Source organism: Pseudomonas sp. PVC-5-1, assembly GCF_057444345.1.
In genome coordinates, this window is record NZ_CM172024.1 from 3490825 (window position 1) to 3506608 (window position 15784).

Annotated in this window: 15 protein-coding genes; 6 read left to right on the top strand and 9 right to left on the bottom strand. The window is 65.2% G+C overall.

What is annotated here, in order from left to right; translation table 11 throughout:
* Positions 1-14: 14 nt before the first annotated feature.
* Complete coding sequence (locus AC2T3R_RS15750; RefSeq protein WP_486743906.1) at positions 15-596, bottom strand: flavin reductase family protein; 582 nt, start codon at positions 594-596, stop codon at positions 15-17.
* Positions 597-793: 197 nt separating this feature from the next.
* On the opposite strand from AC2T3R_RS15750, the gene AC2T3R_RS15755 reads away from it, so the two are divergent.
* Positions 794-1132, top strand: a complete 339-nt coding sequence (locus AC2T3R_RS15755; protein ID WP_085591035.1) for a hypothetical protein — start codon at positions 794-796, stop codon at positions 1130-1132.
* Between the two features lie 264 nt (positions 1133-1396).
* Positions 1397-2830 (top strand): MocR-like pyridoxine biosynthesis transcription factor PdxR, encoded by a 1434-nt coding sequence (pdxR, locus tag AC2T3R_RS15760; protein ID WP_486743907.1) that lies wholly within the window; start codon positions 1397-1399, stop codon positions 2828-2830.
* On the opposite strand, the gene AC2T3R_RS15765 is transcribed toward pdxR, so the two are convergent.
* Positions 2823-4019, bottom strand: a complete 1197-nt coding sequence (locus AC2T3R_RS15765) for a CynX/NimT family MFS transporter (protein ID WP_486743908.1) — start codon at positions 4017-4019, stop codon at positions 2823-2825. The two genes, pdxR and AC2T3R_RS15765, sit on opposite strands and share 8 nt — an antisense overlap.
* Positions 4016-4474 (bottom strand): nucleoside deaminase, encoded by a 459-nt coding sequence (locus tag AC2T3R_RS15770; RefSeq protein ID WP_410952806.1) that lies wholly within the window; start codon positions 4472-4474, stop codon positions 4016-4018. Before AC2T3R_RS15770 ends, AC2T3R_RS15765 begins: the two co-directional genes overlap by 4 nt.
* Before the next feature lie 198 nt (positions 4475-4672).
* Here AC2T3R_RS15770 and AC2T3R_RS15775 point away from each other — a divergent pair, with 198 nt between their 5' ends.
* Positions 4673-5110, top strand: a complete 438-nt coding sequence (locus tag AC2T3R_RS15775; RefSeq protein ID WP_015270800.1) for a carboxymuconolactone decarboxylase family protein — start codon at positions 4673-4675, stop codon at positions 5108-5110.
* Between the two features lie 130 nt (positions 5111-5240).
* Here AC2T3R_RS15775 and AC2T3R_RS15780 read toward each other — a convergent pair whose 3' ends face one another.
* Positions 5241-6251, bottom strand: a complete 1011-nt coding sequence (locus AC2T3R_RS15780) for an AraC family transcriptional regulator (protein WP_003259468.1) — start codon at positions 6249-6251, stop codon at positions 5241-5243.
* Between the two features lie 168 nt (positions 6252-6419).
* Between AC2T3R_RS15780 and AC2T3R_RS15785 the strand changes: the two genes are divergently transcribed.
* From AC2T3R_RS15785 to AC2T3R_RS15795, 3 genes are read left to right on the top strand one after another with little or no spacing between them, the layout of a single operon-like run.
* Complete coding sequence (locus AC2T3R_RS15785) at positions 6420-7604, top strand: acetyl-CoA C-acyltransferase family protein (RefSeq protein WP_486743909.1); 1185 nt, start codon at positions 6420-6422, stop codon at positions 7602-7604.
* Positions 7605-7617: 13 nt separating this feature from the next.
* A complete protein-coding gene (locus AC2T3R_RS15790; RefSeq protein WP_061551711.1) occupies positions 7618-8466 on the top strand; it encodes a 3-hydroxybutyryl-CoA dehydrogenase in 849 nt (282 codons plus the stop codon).
* A 12-nt stretch (positions 8467-8478) separates the two neighbouring features.
* Entirely contained in the window at positions 8479-9060 is a 582-nt protein-coding gene (locus tag AC2T3R_RS15795) for a TetR/AcrR family transcriptional regulator (protein ID WP_013973110.1), read from the top strand.
* 109 nt (positions 9061-9169) lie between these two features.
* On the opposite strand, the gene AC2T3R_RS15800 is transcribed toward AC2T3R_RS15795, so the two are convergent.
* Genes AC2T3R_RS15800 through AC2T3R_RS15820 form a run of 5 tightly spaced genes read right to left on the bottom strand, consistent with a single transcriptional unit; the run spans position 9170 to position 15669 of the window.
* On the bottom strand, positions 9170-9547 hold the full coding sequence (locus AC2T3R_RS15800; protein ID WP_003256176.1) for a response regulator: 378 nt from the start codon (positions 9545-9547) through the stop codon (positions 9170-9172).
* A 44-nt stretch (positions 9548-9591) separates the two neighbouring features.
* Entirely contained in the window at positions 9592-10818 is a 1227-nt protein-coding gene (locus AC2T3R_RS15805) for a hybrid sensor histidine kinase/response regulator (protein WP_015270804.1), read from the bottom strand.
* The gene (locus AC2T3R_RS15810) at positions 10812-11387 is read right to left on the bottom strand and encodes a chemotaxis protein CheB (RefSeq protein ID WP_013973112.1); all 576 of its coding nucleotides are present in this window, start codon (positions 11385-11387) and stop codon (positions 10812-10814) included. The genes AC2T3R_RS15805 and AC2T3R_RS15810 overlap by 7 nt, the downstream gene beginning before the upstream one ends.
* Positions 11384-12205 (bottom strand): CheR family methyltransferase, encoded by an 822-nt coding sequence (locus tag AC2T3R_RS15815; RefSeq protein ID WP_003259474.1) that lies wholly within the window; start codon positions 12203-12205, stop codon positions 11384-11386. Before AC2T3R_RS15815 ends, AC2T3R_RS15810 begins: the two co-directional genes overlap by 4 nt.
* Positions 12202-15669: a response regulator gene (locus tag AC2T3R_RS15820; RefSeq protein WP_486743910.1), complete on the bottom strand. Its 3468-nt coding sequence runs from the start codon at positions 15667-15669 to the stop codon at positions 12202-12204. Before AC2T3R_RS15820 ends, AC2T3R_RS15815 begins: the two co-directional genes overlap by 4 nt.
* Between the last annotated feature and the right edge of the window lie 115 nt (positions 15670-15784).

Consider the following 15784-nt stretch of genomic DNA (forward strand, 5'->3'; position numbering starts at 1 on the left):
CGGGACAGGTGTAATCATCTTTGCGAATCGACCACCACCGGCTCGCCTATCGCATAAAAATGCCCACCCGCCACGTAGTGCAAACTGCGCCACTGCGGGTCGGCATTTTCGTAGGCCCAGTGGCCATCGCGGAACACCCGGTCATCGGCCCAGGCCGTCACCACCTCGCCAATGAACAGGTCGTAAGTGTTCTGGTTGTGCGGCTCGTCGATCACCCGGCACATCAACCAGGCCGAACAGCCCTCCACCAAGGGCGCCGCATGCCCCTCGACCCGCGCCAGCTGCACACCAATGCTGGCGAGCTTGTCGGGCTGGTCGAACAGGCTGCGGGTACCCACCTGGTGGGTCAGCTGCGCCTGCGCCGCGGTTGGCACCTGGATCACGAACCAGCCACTGCCCTCCACCAACTGCCGGGTGCGGGCGGTCTTGTCGAGTACCACAGTCACCTTGGGTGGGTCGAAATCCAGCGCACAGGCCCAGGCGGCCGCCATCACATTGTCCACCCCTTCGTGGCTGCCCGACACCAGCACCGTCGGGCCGTGGTTCAGCAGGCGATAGGCCTTTTTCAGGTCGACGGCTTGGAAATGGCTGTTCATGGCAATCCTCGGCAAGGCGGGTAGCGGGCGGCAAATTGTGCCGCAGGGACCGTCCTCCCGCCAGCTTGCGGTGTCACTCCTGCATCTTCAGAAAACTCCTACGCATTGCTCGGATGCGTCCTACTTGTTGCCCCCTGCCCACTGAAAACATGATCGGCACTGGATGACGCAAGGTCGCGATCCAGAGGAGGTTCCGCATGCACCTGTACGCCCGCCCCACTGCCGAATTGCGCAGCACCCTGCGCGAACTGCTGGCCCATGACATGAACAACCCGGACGAAGACCCCCACCTGTCGGGGGTGATGTTCTTCTGCGCCACCGATGAACGCTCCCGCCAACTGATCGAGCGTATCGAGTTGCTGGCCAGCGAGTTGTTCTTCGACCCGAACGGGCGGGCCATCACCGAGCATATGAAAGCGGCGGCGGTGGAAGGCGTTCGCATCAAGCGCAACCGCAAGGCGCCGGCGGACGAGACGGTGATACGTATCGCGCTGGCAGACAAGGGCTACATCACGGTGAGCACGGCACGCTTCTGATTACCTACCGCTTGCCTGGGGGCCGCATTGCGGCCCATCGCCGGCAAGCCAGCTCCCACCTCGACTGCACCGACCTCAAGCATTGTGCAGTACCTGTGGGAGCTGGCTTGCCGGCGATGAGGCCAGAACAGGCAGACCGCGAAGACCTCAAGCCATGTGCTATCCCTGTGGGAGCTGGCTTGCCGGCGATGGGCCGCAAAGCGGCCCCATGCCCTTCGGCGGCCAATCCGCTATCCTGAGCACTTCCCCGCTCCGGACCGCTCCATGGAACTGCACATTCGCCTGGAAGGCCGCAAAGGCCTGGCCGACCAGCTTTACCAGCAATTGCGTGCCGGCATCGACAGCGGCCACCTGGCCGCCGGCACCCAACTGCCGCCAAGCCGCCTGCTGGCAGAGCAGTTGGGCGTGTCGCGCAAGACCGTGGCCGAGGCCTATTCCCGGCTGACCTATGACAACCTGCTGAGCGGCGTGGTCGGCCGGGGCACCTTCGTCACCCCGCGCCAGCCGCTGCGCAGCAGCGAATCGCCCGCCATTCCCCTGGCTGGTGCCGCGTCGCTCGAGCGCTGGCAGCAGCGCGCCACCGTGCTGAGCCGACGCCAGCTGGAGGCTCCGTCGCGTTACGACTTCATCGGCGGGGCCTCGAGCAAGGCGCAGTTTCCGTTCGACCAGTGGCGCAGTTGCCTGAACTATGCCCTGCGCCGCAGCCAGCGCCATCCCGAGCGGCAGTTCCCTGCCCAGGGCCTGCCGGAGCTGCGCGAGGCCATTGCCCATCATGTCGCCTATGCCCGCGGCGTGCACTGCAGCGCCGCTGACCTGCTGGTGTGCAACGGCGCCCAGCAGGCACTGGACCTGATCGCACGGGTACTGGTCGAGCCGGGTTGCCAGGTAGCCATGGAAGACCCGGGCTACCCGCCAGCGCGGCAACTGTTCCTGGCCCTGGGTGCGCGCCTGCAATCGGTACCGGTGGACGATGAAGGGCTGTGCGTGGAGCAGATCGCCGACGGCACCCGGCTGATCTATGTGACGCCCTCGCACCAGTTCCCGCTGGGCATGCCGATGAGCGAGCCACGCCGGCACGCCCTGCTGGCACGGGCCGCCGAGCTGGGTGCGTTGATCATCGAAGACGACTACGACTGCGAGTTCCGCTACCACGGCCCAGCCGCAGACGCTCTACAGCGCCTCGACCGCCATGGCCTGGTGGCCTATGTGGGGACCTTTTCCAAGACCTTGCTGCCCGAGTTGCGCCTGGGCTATGCCGTGCTGCCGCCCGACGTGCTGAAGGCGGCTTGCGTGGCCAAGCACCTCAGCGACTGGCACAGCCCGACCCTGTTGCAGTGGGCACTGGCGCGCTTTCTCGGCGAAGGCCACCTGAACAAGCACATCCGCCGTTGCCACGAGGTCTACAGCGCCCGTCGCGAACGCATCCTCGCGCGGCTGGGCGGCGACTTGGCACCGTGGTTCAGCGCCATCCCCGCCAGCGCCGGGTTCCACCTCAGCGCCCTGGCCAAACCTGGGGTCGATGTCGAGCTGCTGGCCAACCTCGCACGCAAGGTGGAGGTCGGCCTGTATTCGCTCGCGCCGTTTTTCAGCGAAGTGCCAGTGCGTCCGGGGCTGTTGCTGGGCTTCGGCGCCATCGAGCTGCTGGACATCGACCCGGCGCTGGACCGGGTGCGCGACACCCTGCAGCGCCTCAGTTGACCGGCGCGGTCTTGCCCGCCACTACCGGGCGAGCAATCGCCGCGGCATAACCGCGAGGGTTGAACCACGTGGTAACCAGCAGCATCGCCACCACGGTCACGGTCAGCAGCGTCCACGAGGCCTGGAAATCACCGCTCATGTCGCGCAACCAGCCGGTGACGTAAGGCACCATGCCGGTGATGATGAAGCCGATGCCCTGCACGAACGCCGCCAGGCTGCCAGCCTCGGCAGGCGTCTTCAGGTGCTCCAGGGTCAGCGTCAGGCTCTGGCTGAAGCAGGCGCCCAGACCGAAACCGATCATCGCCACCCACAGCCCCGAGGCCAGCGTGGGTGCCAGCAGCAGGCCGAGAAAACCCACCAGCTGGATCGCCAAGGCCAGCCACAGGCCCGGGCGTCGGTCTGCCCAGCGCCGCAGCAACAGCGGCAAGCCCAATGCACCGGCCACCTGGAAGATGGTCATCAGGCCAACCAGGTCGGCACCGCCCTGGGCGCTGCCACCATGCTCGATGTGATAGGCCGGCAACCAGGCCACCATGCTGGTGTAGCCACCGTTGATCAAGCCAAAGTACAGCGCCAGCAACCAGGCCCGACGCGTACCGAACCAATGACCGCCGGCGGCACCGGCCAGTTTCGCCGCCTCCTGGCGCGGCCGCAGCACGGCCCAGGCCAGCACCGCCAGCACAGCCGGGATCGCCCACACGCCCAGGCCGACCTGCCAGTGGCCGAAGTAGCCACTGATGTGTGGCCCGAGCACGGCGGCCAGGCCGCCGCCGCTCATCAGCGCTGCCGAATACAGGCCCATCGCCCCCGCCAGGCGGCCGGGAAACCAGCGGTTGACCAGCCCCGGCATCATGCCCTGCACTACCGCCACCCCCAGGCCGGCGACCACCGCACTGGCAATCAGCGCCCAGGCGCTGCCCAGTTGCAGGCGCCACAGGCAGGCCAGGGCGATGGCAGACAGGCCAGCGAGCATGCCGCCATGTTCGCTGATCCAGCGCCGCAACCAGGGTTGCAGCAAGGGCACCAGGCCCATGCACAGCACCGGCAACGCCGTCAGCAAGGCCGCCTGCTGGTAACCCAGGCCAGTACTTGCGCGCATGGGTTCGAGCAACGGGCCGATGCTGGTCAGGATCGGCCGCAGGTTCAGTGCCAGCAGGATGACCAGCAGCAGGTTCAATGCCGCTCTCATTGTGCGTTGGCCTGTTTCCACCCAAGGTAAAGACCGGCTTCGCCGCTGGGCTTCAGGGCGCGCAGCGGCAGGCACTGTTGCTGGGGCGGGCGAGCCATCTGCGCGTATACCGCCGCGGTGGACAAGCCGTAGGGTTCGCCCTCGGCGTTGTCGTAGGCAAACCAGGCCCGCTCGATGCCGCACAGGTGCATGGCCGCCAGGCACATCGGGCATGGGTGGCCGCTGGCGTAGACTTCGGCGCCGTCCAGGCGTGCCTGACCCAGGGCATGGCTGGCCTTGCGGATGGCCTGCATCTCGGCGTGGGCGGTCGGGTCCTGGGTGCTGTGGATCTCGTTGACCGCACGCGCCAGCACCTGCCCCTGGTACACCAGCACGGCGCCGAAGGGCCGGCCACCGGCCTGAATGTTGGCGCGGGCAAGGTCGAGCGCTTCGCGCATGTAGCGTTCTTCGGACATGAATCGGTTCCCCTGTTGCAAGACCTGATCATTATCCGGGCTTCGGCAGCCTGGCAGAAATGAAGAGATTGGATGCCTGTCAGTGGCCTCCCAAATGGCCGATTGGCCTCCCGCTTATGCGCGTGATTGGCTATCGGGGAGGCCAACGTGCGGCGCTACAGTAGCGCCATCCCCACCCCACACCCTTTGGAGACAGCCATGCACAACCGTATCGAATGGGCCAAGCACGCCCCCGAGGCCTACAAAGCCATGGTCGGCCTGGAGCAGGCCCTGGCCAAGAGCGGCCTGGAGAATTCCCTGCTGGAACTGGTGCGCCTGCGGGCTTCGCAGATCAACGGCTGCGCCTACTGCGTCAACCTGCACGCCAACGATGCGCGCAAGGCCGGTGAGACCGAGGCACGCCTACAGACCTTGTGCGTCTGGCAGGAAACCGCCTACTTCACCCCGCGCGAACGTGCTGCGCTGGCCTGGGTGGAGAGCCTGACCAGGCTGCCCGAGCACGGCGCGCCGCAGGCGGAATATGAAGCCTTGCAGGAACACTTCGAGCCGGCCGAGGTGGCCAACCTGACCCTGGCAATTGCCGCCATCAATGCCTGGAACCGCTTCGGGGTCGGGTTTGCCATGGTGCCGGCCTGATCATTGATCGGTAGCCTGTACCGGCCTCTTCGCGGGCTTGCCCGCTCCTACGGGGATCGCACAGGGCCTGAAAGCTGTGCTGCACCTGTGGGAGCGGGCAAGCCCGCGAAAGGGCCGGTGCAGGTGGACGCTACCGCCCGGCCAACCGCGCCCGGTAGCTGCCGGGGCTCTGCCCGGTCCACTTCTTGAACGCCCGGTGAAACGCACTGGGCTCCTGGAACCCGGTCTGCTCGGCAATCTCGGCAATGCTCAACTCCCCTTCGCGCAACCGCTCGAAGGCCATTGCCCGGCGCACCTCATCCTTGATCTGCTGGTACGAACGCCCTTCCCGCTCCAGCTGCCGACGGAAAGTACTAGCACTGACCCCCTGCTGCTGCGCCAGCGCCGCCAGCGTCGGCCACTGCCCATAACGCCGCGCCCGCAGGTGCCGGTACACTTCGGCCACCAGCCCGTTCTGGTTGCGAAAGCGAATCACCAGCCCCTGTGGCGCACTGCGCAGGAAGGTTTTCAGGGCCGCCAGGTCCTGCACCACCGGCAGGCGCAGGTAGGCGCTGTCGAACTCCACCTCGGTGCGCCCGCTGCCCAGGCGCAGGTCCGGCCCCCACAGCAGCAGGTCGTCTTCCTGGGCCGGGCGCGACACCGCCAGCTCGGTGCGGTCGATGGCGATCCGCCGCCCGGCCAGCCAGCACAGCATGCCGATCATCAGCACCAGGTAGGTTTCCTCGGCATATACCCGGGTCAGCGGGTCGGCGATGCTCGACTGCACGCTGATCAGCGCCCGCCCGCCACGTACCGTCAGGCTGCCGCGCAGATCGCGCAGGAACAGGCCAAAACCGCCCATGCACTGGCGCAAGGCCTTCTCCAGGTTCGGCTCCAGGATCAGGCCCCGGCAGATCAGGGCGAAACTGCCCGGCGGCATGCCGTGGCTGTCGAGGCGGAAGAACTCATCGTCCAGGCGCTGGATCAGCGCCAGCCACAGCTGGGCGAAGGCCTTGGCCGGTACACGCGCCTGGGGCTGCTCGAGCAGTTGTGGGTCGATGCCCACCGCACGCAGCTGCGCATCGCGTTCGGCGGGGCAGTCGCGCAGGGCATGGAGCATGGCATTGAGGAAGTACACGGCGACCGAATCGCTATCGCGCATGGCGGTTTTCGCTGTCTATGCTGAGTGGCAAAAAGTGCCAGGTTGTCTGAACAGTTCCGGCATAGGCTGCAACAGAGCCTTTGCCTAGACTCGGTCCCACTCCGGGATCGTCGGCCATTCTCGCAGAGCCTGGCCCGGTCCCGCCATGCCTTCGCAATCGGAGCCCCTATGAGCAGCGCAGAAATCTACGTCGTCAGTGCCGTCCGTTCAGCCATTGGTGGTTTTGGCGGTTCCCTCAAGGACCTGCCGCTGGCCGACCTGGCCAGCGCCATCACCCGCGCCGCCATCGAGCGCTCGGGCGTGGCCGCCGAGCAAGTCGGCCACCTGGTGATGGGCACGGTGATCCCCACCGAACCGCGTGACGCCTACCTGGCCCGCGTAGCGGCAATGAACGCCGGCATCCCCAAGGAAACCCCGGCATTCAACGTCAACCGCCTGTGCGGCTCGGGCCTGCAGGCCATCATCTCGGCAGCCCAATGCCTGCTGCTCGGCGACACCGACGTGGCCGTGGCGGCGGGCGCCGAATCCATGAGCCGTGGCCCGTACCTGCTGCCGCAGGCACGCTGGGGCGCTCGCATGGGTGACCTGCAAGGCATCGACTACACCGTCGGCGTGCTGCAGGACCCGTTCGAACACTTCCATATGGGCATCACCGCCGAGAACGTTGCGGCCAAGCACGGCATTACCCGCGAAATGCAGGATGAACTGGCCCTGACCAGCCAGCGCCGCGCCGCTCGCGCCATTGCCGAAGGCCGCTTCGCCAGCCAGATCGTTCCGCTGGAACTGAAAACCCGCAAGGGCAGCGTGCAGTTCAGCACTGACGAGCATGTGCGTGGCGAGGTGACCGCCGAGCAACTGGCAGGGATGAAGGCGGTGTTCAAGAAAGACGGTACCGTCACCGCCGGCAACGCCAGTGGCATCAACGACGGCGCTGGCGGCCTGGTACTGGCCACTGGTGATGCGGTGCGCCGCCTGGGCCTGAAGCCCCTGGCCCGCCTGGTGGGCTATGCCCATGCCGGCGTCGAGCCTGAACTGATGGGCCTTGGCCCGATCCCGGCCACCCGCAAGGTGCTGGAGAAGACCGGCCTGAGTGTGCAGGACCTGGACGTGATCGAGTCCAACGAAGCCTTCGCTGCCCAGGCCTGTGCCGTGGCTCGCGAACTGGGCTTCGACCCGGAAAAAGTCAACCCCAACGGTTCGGGCATTTCCCTGGGTCACCCGGTGGGCGCCACCGGCGCGATCATCGCCACCAAGGCCATCCATGAGCTGCAGCGCATCCAGGGCCGCTATGCCCTGGCCACCATGTGCATCGGTGGTGGCCAAGGCATCGCCTTGGTCTTCGAGCGCGTCTGACGGAGCCTGACACATGAGCATTGAACAGATTGCCGTGATCGGCGCAGGCACCATGGGCAACGGCATTGCCCAGGTGTGTGCGGTGGCCGGCTACCAGGTGCTGCTGGTGGACGTTTCCGACGCTGCGCTGGAGCGCGGCGTGGCCACCTTGAGCAAGAACCTCGAGCGCCAGGTCGCCAAGGGTACCCTCGACGCCGACAAGGCGGCCGCTGCCCGCGCCCGTATTCGCACCAGCACCGACTACACCCAGCTCAGCAGCGCGCAAATGGTGATCGAAGCCGCCACCGAGAACCTGCAGCTCAAGCAGCGCATCCTGCAGCAGGTGGCCGCCAACGTCGCCGCCGACTGCCTGATCGCCACCAACACCTCGTCGCTGTCGGTCACCCAGCTGGCGGCCAGCATCGAGCACCCCGAACGCTTCATCGGCGTGCATTTCTTCAACCCGGTGCCGATGATGGCGCTGGTCGAGATCATTCGCGGCCTGCAGACCAGCGACAGCACCTACGCCCAGGCGCTGGTGGTGACCGAAAAGGTCGGCAAGACCCCGATCACCGCCGGCAACCGCCCTGGGTTCGTGGTCAACCGCATCCTGGTGCCGATGATCAACGAAGCGATCTTCGTGCGCCAGGAAGGCCTGGCCAGTGCCGAGGACATCGACACCGGCATGCGCCTGGGCTGCAACCAACCGATCGGCCCGCTGGCCCTGGCCGACCTGATCGGCCTGGACACCCTGCTGGCGATCATGGAGGCCTTCCATGAAGGCTTCAATGACAGCAAGTACCGCCCTGCCCCGTTGCTCAAGGAAATGGTCGCGGCCGGTTGGCTGGGGCGCAAGAGCGGCCGCGGTTTCTTCACCTACTGAGGAGCGAACGCCATGCCCCCGGTCAATGCCGCGATGCGCTGTGCCAACTTTGAAGAGCGACGTGACCGGGCCATGGCGCTGTTTGCCGAAAAGGGCTTCGGCCAGGTCAGCATGCGCGAGCTGGCGGCCCATGTGGGGCTTACCGCAGGCTCGCTGTATCACCACTTCCCCAGCAAGCAGGACTTGTTGTACGACCTGATCGAGGAGTTGTACGAGGAATTGCAGGCCACCCTGGACCAGGGGCGCCGGGCAATGGCTCGCGGGGCGTCGGCGCTGAGCTGCCTGATTGCCGCGCACTGGCAGCTGCATGCCGAGCGGCCCATGCAGTTTCGCCTGGCGGAGCGTGATTTCTGTTGCCTGAGCGACGACCAGCAGGCGCGCCTGGCCCTGCTGCGCAAGCGCTATGAGGCGGGGTTGCTGAGGTTGATCGCACCGCAGGCGAAGTTGCAGGGGGAGGCCCTTGTGGCCACGGCGCATGTGGTGGCGACACTGCTGAACCAGTTGCCGGGGCTGTTGAAGGCCTTGCCCGAAGAACAGGGGCTGGGGTTGATGGAAAGCATGCTGGTGGGTGGGCTGGAGCGGACACTGCGCTAGCCTGCACCGGCCTCTTCGCGGGCTTGCCCGCTCCCACAGGAAACCCGCAGGCTTCAAGATTTGCACAGAACCTGTGGGAGCGGGCGCGCCCGCGAAGAGGCAAACACAGTCAGCGCAGGAGCGACTGGATCTGCTCGTGCAAGGTATCCAGGTCGAACGGCTTGGCCAGGATCGGTGCCTTGCGGGTGATCGGGCTGCCGGACTCGAGAATCTCCGCCGGGTAGCCGCTGATGAAGATCACCTTCAGGTCCGGCCGCAACTTCACCGCCGGCTCGGCAATGTCCACCCCGGAAATCCCGCCCGGCAAGCGGAAGTCCGTCACCATCAGGTCGAGGTGCGGCTTGCTCGCCAGGATCGCGAACGCCTGCTCGCCATCCTCGGCCACCAGCACGTGGTAGCCCTCGCCTGCCAGGTAATCACGCAGGATCATGCGAATCGCCGGTTCGTCCTCGACCACCAGTACTACATCTTGTGCATCTTCACTCATGTCAACGCCTTGAAATACTTACAGCTGGCCATCAGACCCCAGGCTCACGCAGAGGTTGCCCTTGCCTGGTCGTTTTGTTGTTCGCAGGTTGCCAGTGGCAATTGCAAGGTGAAGGTGGCGCCTTTGCCCTCTTCACTCTCCACCAATATGCGCCCGCCATGGGCCTGGACGATCTGCTCCGATATGTACAGCCCCAGGCCCAACCCACCACTGGCCTGCTGGGTGGCGACCCGCTCGAACTGCTGGAATATGCGCTGCTGGTTGGCCACGCAGATGCCGATGCCATGGTCCTGCACCTGCACGCAGGCCTGGCCGTCCTGCTCGAACACCCGCACCTGTACCGGTTTGCGCTCACCATAACGCAAGGCATTGGACAACAGGTTGGCCAGCACCTGCTCGATGCGAAACTCGTCCCACTCGCCCAGCAGCGGCTCGCAGCGTTGCAACTCGATATGGGTGTCCAGTGCGCTGGCCTGGGCGGCAAAGTTCTCCACCAGGCCGCGCACCAGCAGGCCCAGGTCGAACGCCTTGGGCCGCAGCGACAGTTTGCCGGTGCGGATGCGCGATACATCGAGCATGTCTTCGACCAGGCGGATAAGGCTGTTGATCTGCCGCTCGTCGCGCTCGACCATGGCCTGCAGCTTGTCGACGCTGAAGGCGGCAAGGTTGCCGCGTGCCAGGTGCAGCTTGCGCAGCTGGGTTTCCAGGATCAGGCCATTGAGCGGGGTGCGCACCTCGTGGGACACGATCGACATGAAGTCATCGCGCATGCGCACGGCATGCTCCAGTTCACCCCGCGCCGTCTGCAGCTGGGCCAGCAGCAGCTCCTGCTCCTGGCGGCTGCGTTCCAGGGCCTGCAATTGGCGGTCGAGCACCTTGCGCTGGCGGTACAGGTCGACGAACACCGACACCTTGCTCTTCACCGCCAAGGTGTCGAGCGGCTTGTGCAGAAAGTCCACCGCGCCGCTTTCATAGCCTTTGAACGCGTAGTTCATCTCGCGCCCGGCGGCAGTGACGAACACGATGGGGATGTTGCGGGTCTTTTCCGTGCCGCGCATCAGCTCGGCCAGCTCGAAACCGTTCATGCCCGGCATCTGCACGTCGAGAATGGCCAGGGCGAACTCGTGCTCAAGCAACAGTGACAACGCTGCCTCGGCCGACTGGGCCTGGTGCACCTCGCGGTCTTGGCCCTGGAGCAGGGCGTCGAGGGCCAGCAGGTTTTCTGGCAGGTCGTCGACGATCAGCAGTTTGGCGATGGTGTGGCTTAGCATGCGCTGGGTTCCAGGGCGGCGAGCAATCGCTCGATGCCACTCAGAGAAAGAATATGGTCGGGCTGGTGCAGGGCCAGTGCGGCCTCCGGCATCAGCGCCACCTGTGCGTCGCAAGGGTCCTGGACCACGGTCCGGCCCCCGTTGCGCTTGATATAGGCAAGGCCTTCTGCGCCATCCTCGTTGGCCCCGGTGAGCAACATGCCTAGCAGGCCGGCACCATAGGCATCGGCCGCCGACATGAACAGGTAGTCGATCGCCGGCCGGGAAAAATGCACCGGCGGCTCCTGGCTCAGCGACAGGGTCAGGTCACGCTCCACCGACAGGTGATAACCCGGCCCGGCCACGTAGATCTGCCCGGGGCGCAGCGGCTGTTTGTCACAGGCCTCGCACACTGGCCGCCGCAGGCGACGTTGCAGCACCTCGGCCAGCTGGCTGTGGCGGTCATCCGGCAGGTGCAGCACGCATATCACCGGAATGGCGAAGCCGGCCGGCAACGCGCCCAGCACACTGAATAGCGCTGTAACGCCGCCGGCCGAGGCGCCGATCACCATCGCGCGTACGCCTTTCATGACTTGCGGTAGATCCGTTCGGGCTTGACCAGCGGCTCGAAGCGCTCGCTGTAGGCGGAGAAATCCACCGATTCCTTGCTGCCCAGCACCAGGAAGCCGCGGTGGCACAGGGACTCGTGGAACAGGCCCAGGGCGCGGTCCTGCAGTTCCTTGTTGAAGTAGATGAGCACGTTGCGGCACGACACCAGCTGGGTTTCGGAAAACACGCTGTCGGTGGCCAGGCTGTGGTCGGCGAAAGTCACGTTGTCCCGCAGGGTGCTGTCCATGATGGCGTTGCCGTAGGCTGCCGTGTAGTACTCGGCAAAGTCCCGTCGGCCACCGGCGATGCGATAGTTTTCGGCGTACTCGCGCATGCTCTGCATCGAGTAGATACCCTGCTTGGCCTTGTCCAGCGAATGCGGGTTGATGTCGGTGGCGTAGATGATGGTGCGCTCCAGCAGGCCCTCCTCGCGTAGCAGGATGGCCATCGAATACACCTCCTCACCCGTGCTGCAGCCGGCAATCCACACCTTGATCGACGGCCAGGTGCGCAGCAGCGGCACCACTTCGTTGCGCAGCGCCAGGTAGTGCCCCGGGTCGCGGAACATCTCGCTGACCGGGATCGTCAGGTACTGCAGCAACTGCATGAACATGCCTGGGTCGTGCAGCACGCGCTCCTGCAGCGCCGACACCGTCAGGCAGTCGAACTGGCGCAGCGCATGCAGGATCCGGCGCTTGATCGACGCGCCGGAATAGTTGCGGAAATCGTAGCTGTACTTGAGGTAGATGGCCTCGATCAGCAAGCGGATTTCGATATCGGTGTTACGTTCGCTAGTCAAATTCGCTCCAGTTGCGGCAGCCACACACGGATCAGCGAGAACAAGCGGTCCAGGTCGATCGGTTTGGCCAGGTAGTCGTTGGCGCCGGCCTGCAGGCAACGCTGCTGGTCATCCTTCATCGCCTTGGCGGTCACGGCAATGATCGGCAGCTTGCGCCAGCGTTGTTGCTGGCGGATCAGCCGGGTGGCCTCGAAGCCGTCCATCTCCGGCATCATCACATCCATCAACACCAGGTCGATGTCGTCATGCTGCTCCAGGCGCTCGATGGCCTCGCGGCCGTTGCGGCCGATTTCGACGATCGCGCCCTTGTGCTCCAGCGCGCTGGTCAGGGCAAAGATGTTGCGCACGTCGTCGTCCACCAGCAGCACCTTGCGGCCTTCGAAAACCTTGTCGCGGCTGCGCGCGGTCTTGAGCATGCGCTGGCGTTCGTTGGACAGCTGCGACTCGACCTTGTGCAGGAACAGCGTCACTTCGTCGAGCAGGCGCTCCGGCGAGCGGGCGCCCTTGATGATGATCGAGCGCGAATACTTGAGCAGGTCGGCTTCTTCTTCGCGGGTAAGGTTGCGCCCGGTATACACGATCACCGGCGGGAAGGCACGGATGTCTTCGGCGGTCATGCGCTTGAGCAACTCGTTGCCAAGCATGTCCGGCAGCTTGAGGTCGATGATCATGCAGTCGTAGATATTCTCGCGCAGCAACGCCAGGGCATCCTGGGCCATGGCCACAGCGGTGATCTCGACATCGTCGTCGCCGATCAGGCGGGCAATGCTCTCGCGCTGCAGGTCGTCGTCTTCCACCAGCAGGATGTGCTTGAGCTTCTGGGTCAGCTTGGCCTCCAGCCGGGCGAAAACTTCCTTGAGTTGTTCACGGCTGGTGGGCTTGACCGCGTAGCCGACGGCACCCATGTGCATGGCGGCCTCGACGCGGTCCTCAACGGAAATGATATGCACCGGGATGTGCCGGGTGCTCGCTTGCTCCTTCAGGCGTTGCAGCACGGTCAGGCCGGAATGGTCGGGCAGGCGCATGTCCAGCAGGATGGCATCGGGGATGTACTGCACGGCCAGTTCGAAGCCCTCGTCGGCGCCCTGCGCCACCAGGCAGCTGTAACCCAGCTCGTGGGCCAGGTCGAAGAGGATGCGGGCGAAGTTCGGTTCGTCTTCGATCACCAGGATGCAGCGGTTGCCGAACGGCGCGCGCTCACGGTCATCGGCAAACGCTGGTGTCGGGCGTTTCGGTGCCGCCACCACTGGTGCCTGCGGCGCGGGTGGCAGGCTATCGACCGCAGGGCGCAGGCTGAGCGGCTCGATATCCTGCTCCACGCGCTCATAGCGCTCCGGCAGGATCAGGCTGAATACACTGCCCTGGCCGGGGCTGCTGTCGACGCTGATCTGCCCACCCAGCAGGTGCGCCAGGTCGCGGGAAATCGACAGGCCCAGGCCGGTGCCACCATAACGGCGGTTGCTGGTGCCATCCACCTGGTGGAATGCGCCGAAGATCGCCTGCTGCTGGTCGGCGGCGATGCCGATACCGGTATCGCGCACGGCAAAGACGATGCCGGTGCCAGGCTGGTAACCGATGTTCAGGCTGACCTGGCCGCGCTCGGTGAACTTGATGGCGTTGGACAGCAGGTTCTTGAGAATCTGCTCCAGGCGCTGGCGGTCGGTGAACAGCGTGGCCGGCACCTGCGCCTCGGTGGTCACCTCGAAGGCCAGGCCCTTGTGCCCGGCCAACGGCTCGAACATGCCACGCAGGCCTTCGACCAGGCGTTCCAACTGGGTGCTTTCGGGGCGCACTTCGAGCTTGCCTGCTTCCACCTTGGCGATGTCGAGAATGTCGTTGATCAGGTTGAGCAGGTCGTTGCCGGCCGAATAGATGGATTCGGCGAACTTGACCTGCTCGTCGCTGAGGTTGCCCTCGCCGTTTTCCGCCAGCAGCTTGGCCAGGATCAGCGAGCTGTTCAGCGGCGTGCGCAACTCGTGGGACATGTTGGCGAGGAATTCGGACTTGTACTTGCTCGAACGCTGCAGTTCCTCGGCGCGCGCCTGCAGCTCGTCCTGGGCCTGGAGCAGTTCGTCGTTCTTGCGGTCCAGCGCCTCGGTGCGCTCCGACAGCTGCTCGTTGGTCTGCTCAAGCTCCGCCTGCTGGGTTTCCAGGTGGGCCTGGGACTCCTTGAGCACGCGGGATTGCTCTTCGAGCTCTTCGTTGGCTGTTTTAAGTTCTTCCTGCTGCACTTGCAGCTCTTCGTTCAGTTGCTGGGTTTCGGCCAGCACCTCCTGCAGGCGCTGCCGGTAACGGGCGCTTTCGATGGAAATACCGACGTTGCCACGGACCCGCTGCAGCATCTCTTCGTCACGCTCCTGCAACGGCCGCAGGAAGCCCAGCTCCAGCACGCCGTTGATCTGCCCGTCGTCGCTGGAGGGCATCAGCATGGCACTGCGCGGCAGGCCCCTGCCAAGGCCGGAACTGAGGTGGAAATAGTCTTCAGGCAAGTCGTCCAGACGCAGCAGCCTCGCTTCGCGCACGGCCTGGGCCAGCAGCCCCTCGTGGTCACCCAGTACCTGCTCGCGCGCCTGCTCCTCGGCATCTAGGCCATAGCTGGCAACACGCACCAGGCGGCCATGTTCGTCACGCACGTACAACGCGCCTACCACGCTGCCCAGGTAGCTGGCGAAGAAACGCAGGATGTTGTCACCGAGCATGGGCAGGGTCAGCTGGCCGAGCACCTGTTCGGACAGTTGCGTCTGCCCGTTGCGCAGCCAGGCCTGATGCTCCAGGCGTTCGGCGGCGCGCTGCTGGGCCTGGAAGTTTTCGTCATAGGTAGCGGACAGCGCCAGCAGGTCGCGCCGCCCGAGGTAGGCCAGCAAGGCGCTGAGGCCGACGATGAACAGCACGAAGGACGACATGACCGTGACGGTCACACTGTTGACCCGCTCGTTGCGCGCCATGCGCAATTGTTGTTCGCTGCCGATGAGGTTGTCGAACTCCTTGCGGATCTCGTCGGTCAGGCGCTTGCCGCGGCCGTTGCCGATCAAGGCGCGGTAATCACCCTGGCTGCGGCGCAAGTTGATCATCTCGCTGCCGAAGGTGTTCCACGCTTGCTGCAGGGCGATCAGCCGGTCGATGCGTTCGACCTGTTGCGGGTTGTCCTCGACCATGCCGCGCAGGCTCTGCAGGCTGCCGAAAATGCGCGGCTTGGCCACCTCGTAGGGGTCGAGGAAACGCTCATCGCCGGTGATCAGGAAGCCACGCATGCCGGTTTCCATGTCGATCGACAGTTTGACCGCTTCGTTGGCATTGCCGATCACCCGGTCGGTGTGCTCGACCCACTGCAAGGCCGAAAGCAGGTAGTTGATCACCGCAACGAAGGCCACGGCCCCCAGCAGGCCAACCCCCAGGGGTAGGCCGACGTTGCGGCTCAACAGCTTGCGGAAGCTTCGCTGGTCCATCGAGGCTGCTTGAATCATGTGAAAACGCCCGAGCTAAAAGTCCATTGAAAGGTGTGGCGGATCTGTCGTTGTCATTATCTGCCACTGCGCCGTCCTGTTAAGCGAGTCTAACCAGCTTTGCCGGGTCTGGCAG

Bases quoted from the DNA above. Each gene is read 5' to 3' on its own strand.
- AC2T3R_RS15765 (WP_486743908.1), bottom strand. From the start codon at position 4,019: ATGAGAGCGGCATTGAACCTGCTGCTGGTCATCCTGCTGGCACTGAAC.
- AC2T3R_RS15800 (WP_003256176.1), bottom strand. From the start codon at position 9,547: ATGAGTGAAGATGCACAAGATGTAGTACTGGTGGTCGAGGACGAACCG.
- AC2T3R_RS15770 (WP_410952806.1), bottom strand. From the start codon at position 4,474: ATGTCCGAAGAACGCTACATGCGCGAAGCGCTCGACCTTGCCCGCGCC.
- AC2T3R_RS15785 (WP_486743909.1), top strand. From the start codon at position 6,420: ATGAGCAGCGCAGAAATCTACGTCGTCAGTGCCGTCCGTTCAGCCATT.
- pdxR (WP_486743907.1), top strand. From the start codon at position 1,397: ATGGAACTGCACATTCGCCTGGAAGGCCGCAAAGGCCTGGCCGACCAG.
- AC2T3R_RS15805 (WP_015270804.1), bottom strand. From the start codon at position 10,818: ATGCTAAGCCACACCATCGCCAAACTGCTGATCGTCGACGACCTGCCA.
- AC2T3R_RS15795 (WP_013973110.1), top strand. From the start codon at position 8,479: ATGCCCCCGGTCAATGCCGCGATGCGCTGTGCCAACTTTGAAGAGCGA.
- AC2T3R_RS15790 (WP_061551711.1), top strand. From the start codon at position 7,618: ATGAGCATTGAACAGATTGCCGTGATCGGCGCAGGCACCATGGGCAAC.
- AC2T3R_RS15775 (WP_015270800.1), top strand. From the start codon at position 4,673: ATGCACAACCGTATCGAATGGGCCAAGCACGCCCCCGAGGCCTACAAA.
- AC2T3R_RS15750 (WP_486743906.1), bottom strand. From the start codon at position 596: ATGAACAGCCATTTCCAAGCCGTCGACCTGAAAAAGGCCTATCGCCTG.
- AC2T3R_RS15810 (WP_013973112.1), bottom strand. From the start codon at position 11,387: ATGAAAGGCGTACGCGCGATGGTGATCGGCGCCTCGGCCGGCGGCGTT.
- AC2T3R_RS15780 (WP_003259468.1), bottom strand. From the start codon at position 6,251: ATGCGCGATAGCGATTCGGTCGCCGTGTACTTCCTCAATGCCATGCTC.
- AC2T3R_RS15755 (WP_085591035.1), top strand. From the start codon at position 794: ATGCACCTGTACGCCCGCCCCACTGCCGAATTGCGCAGCACCCTGCGC.
- AC2T3R_RS15820 (WP_486743910.1), bottom strand. From the start codon at position 15,669: ATGATTCAAGCAGCCTCGATGGACCAGCGAAGCTTCCGCAAGCTGTTG.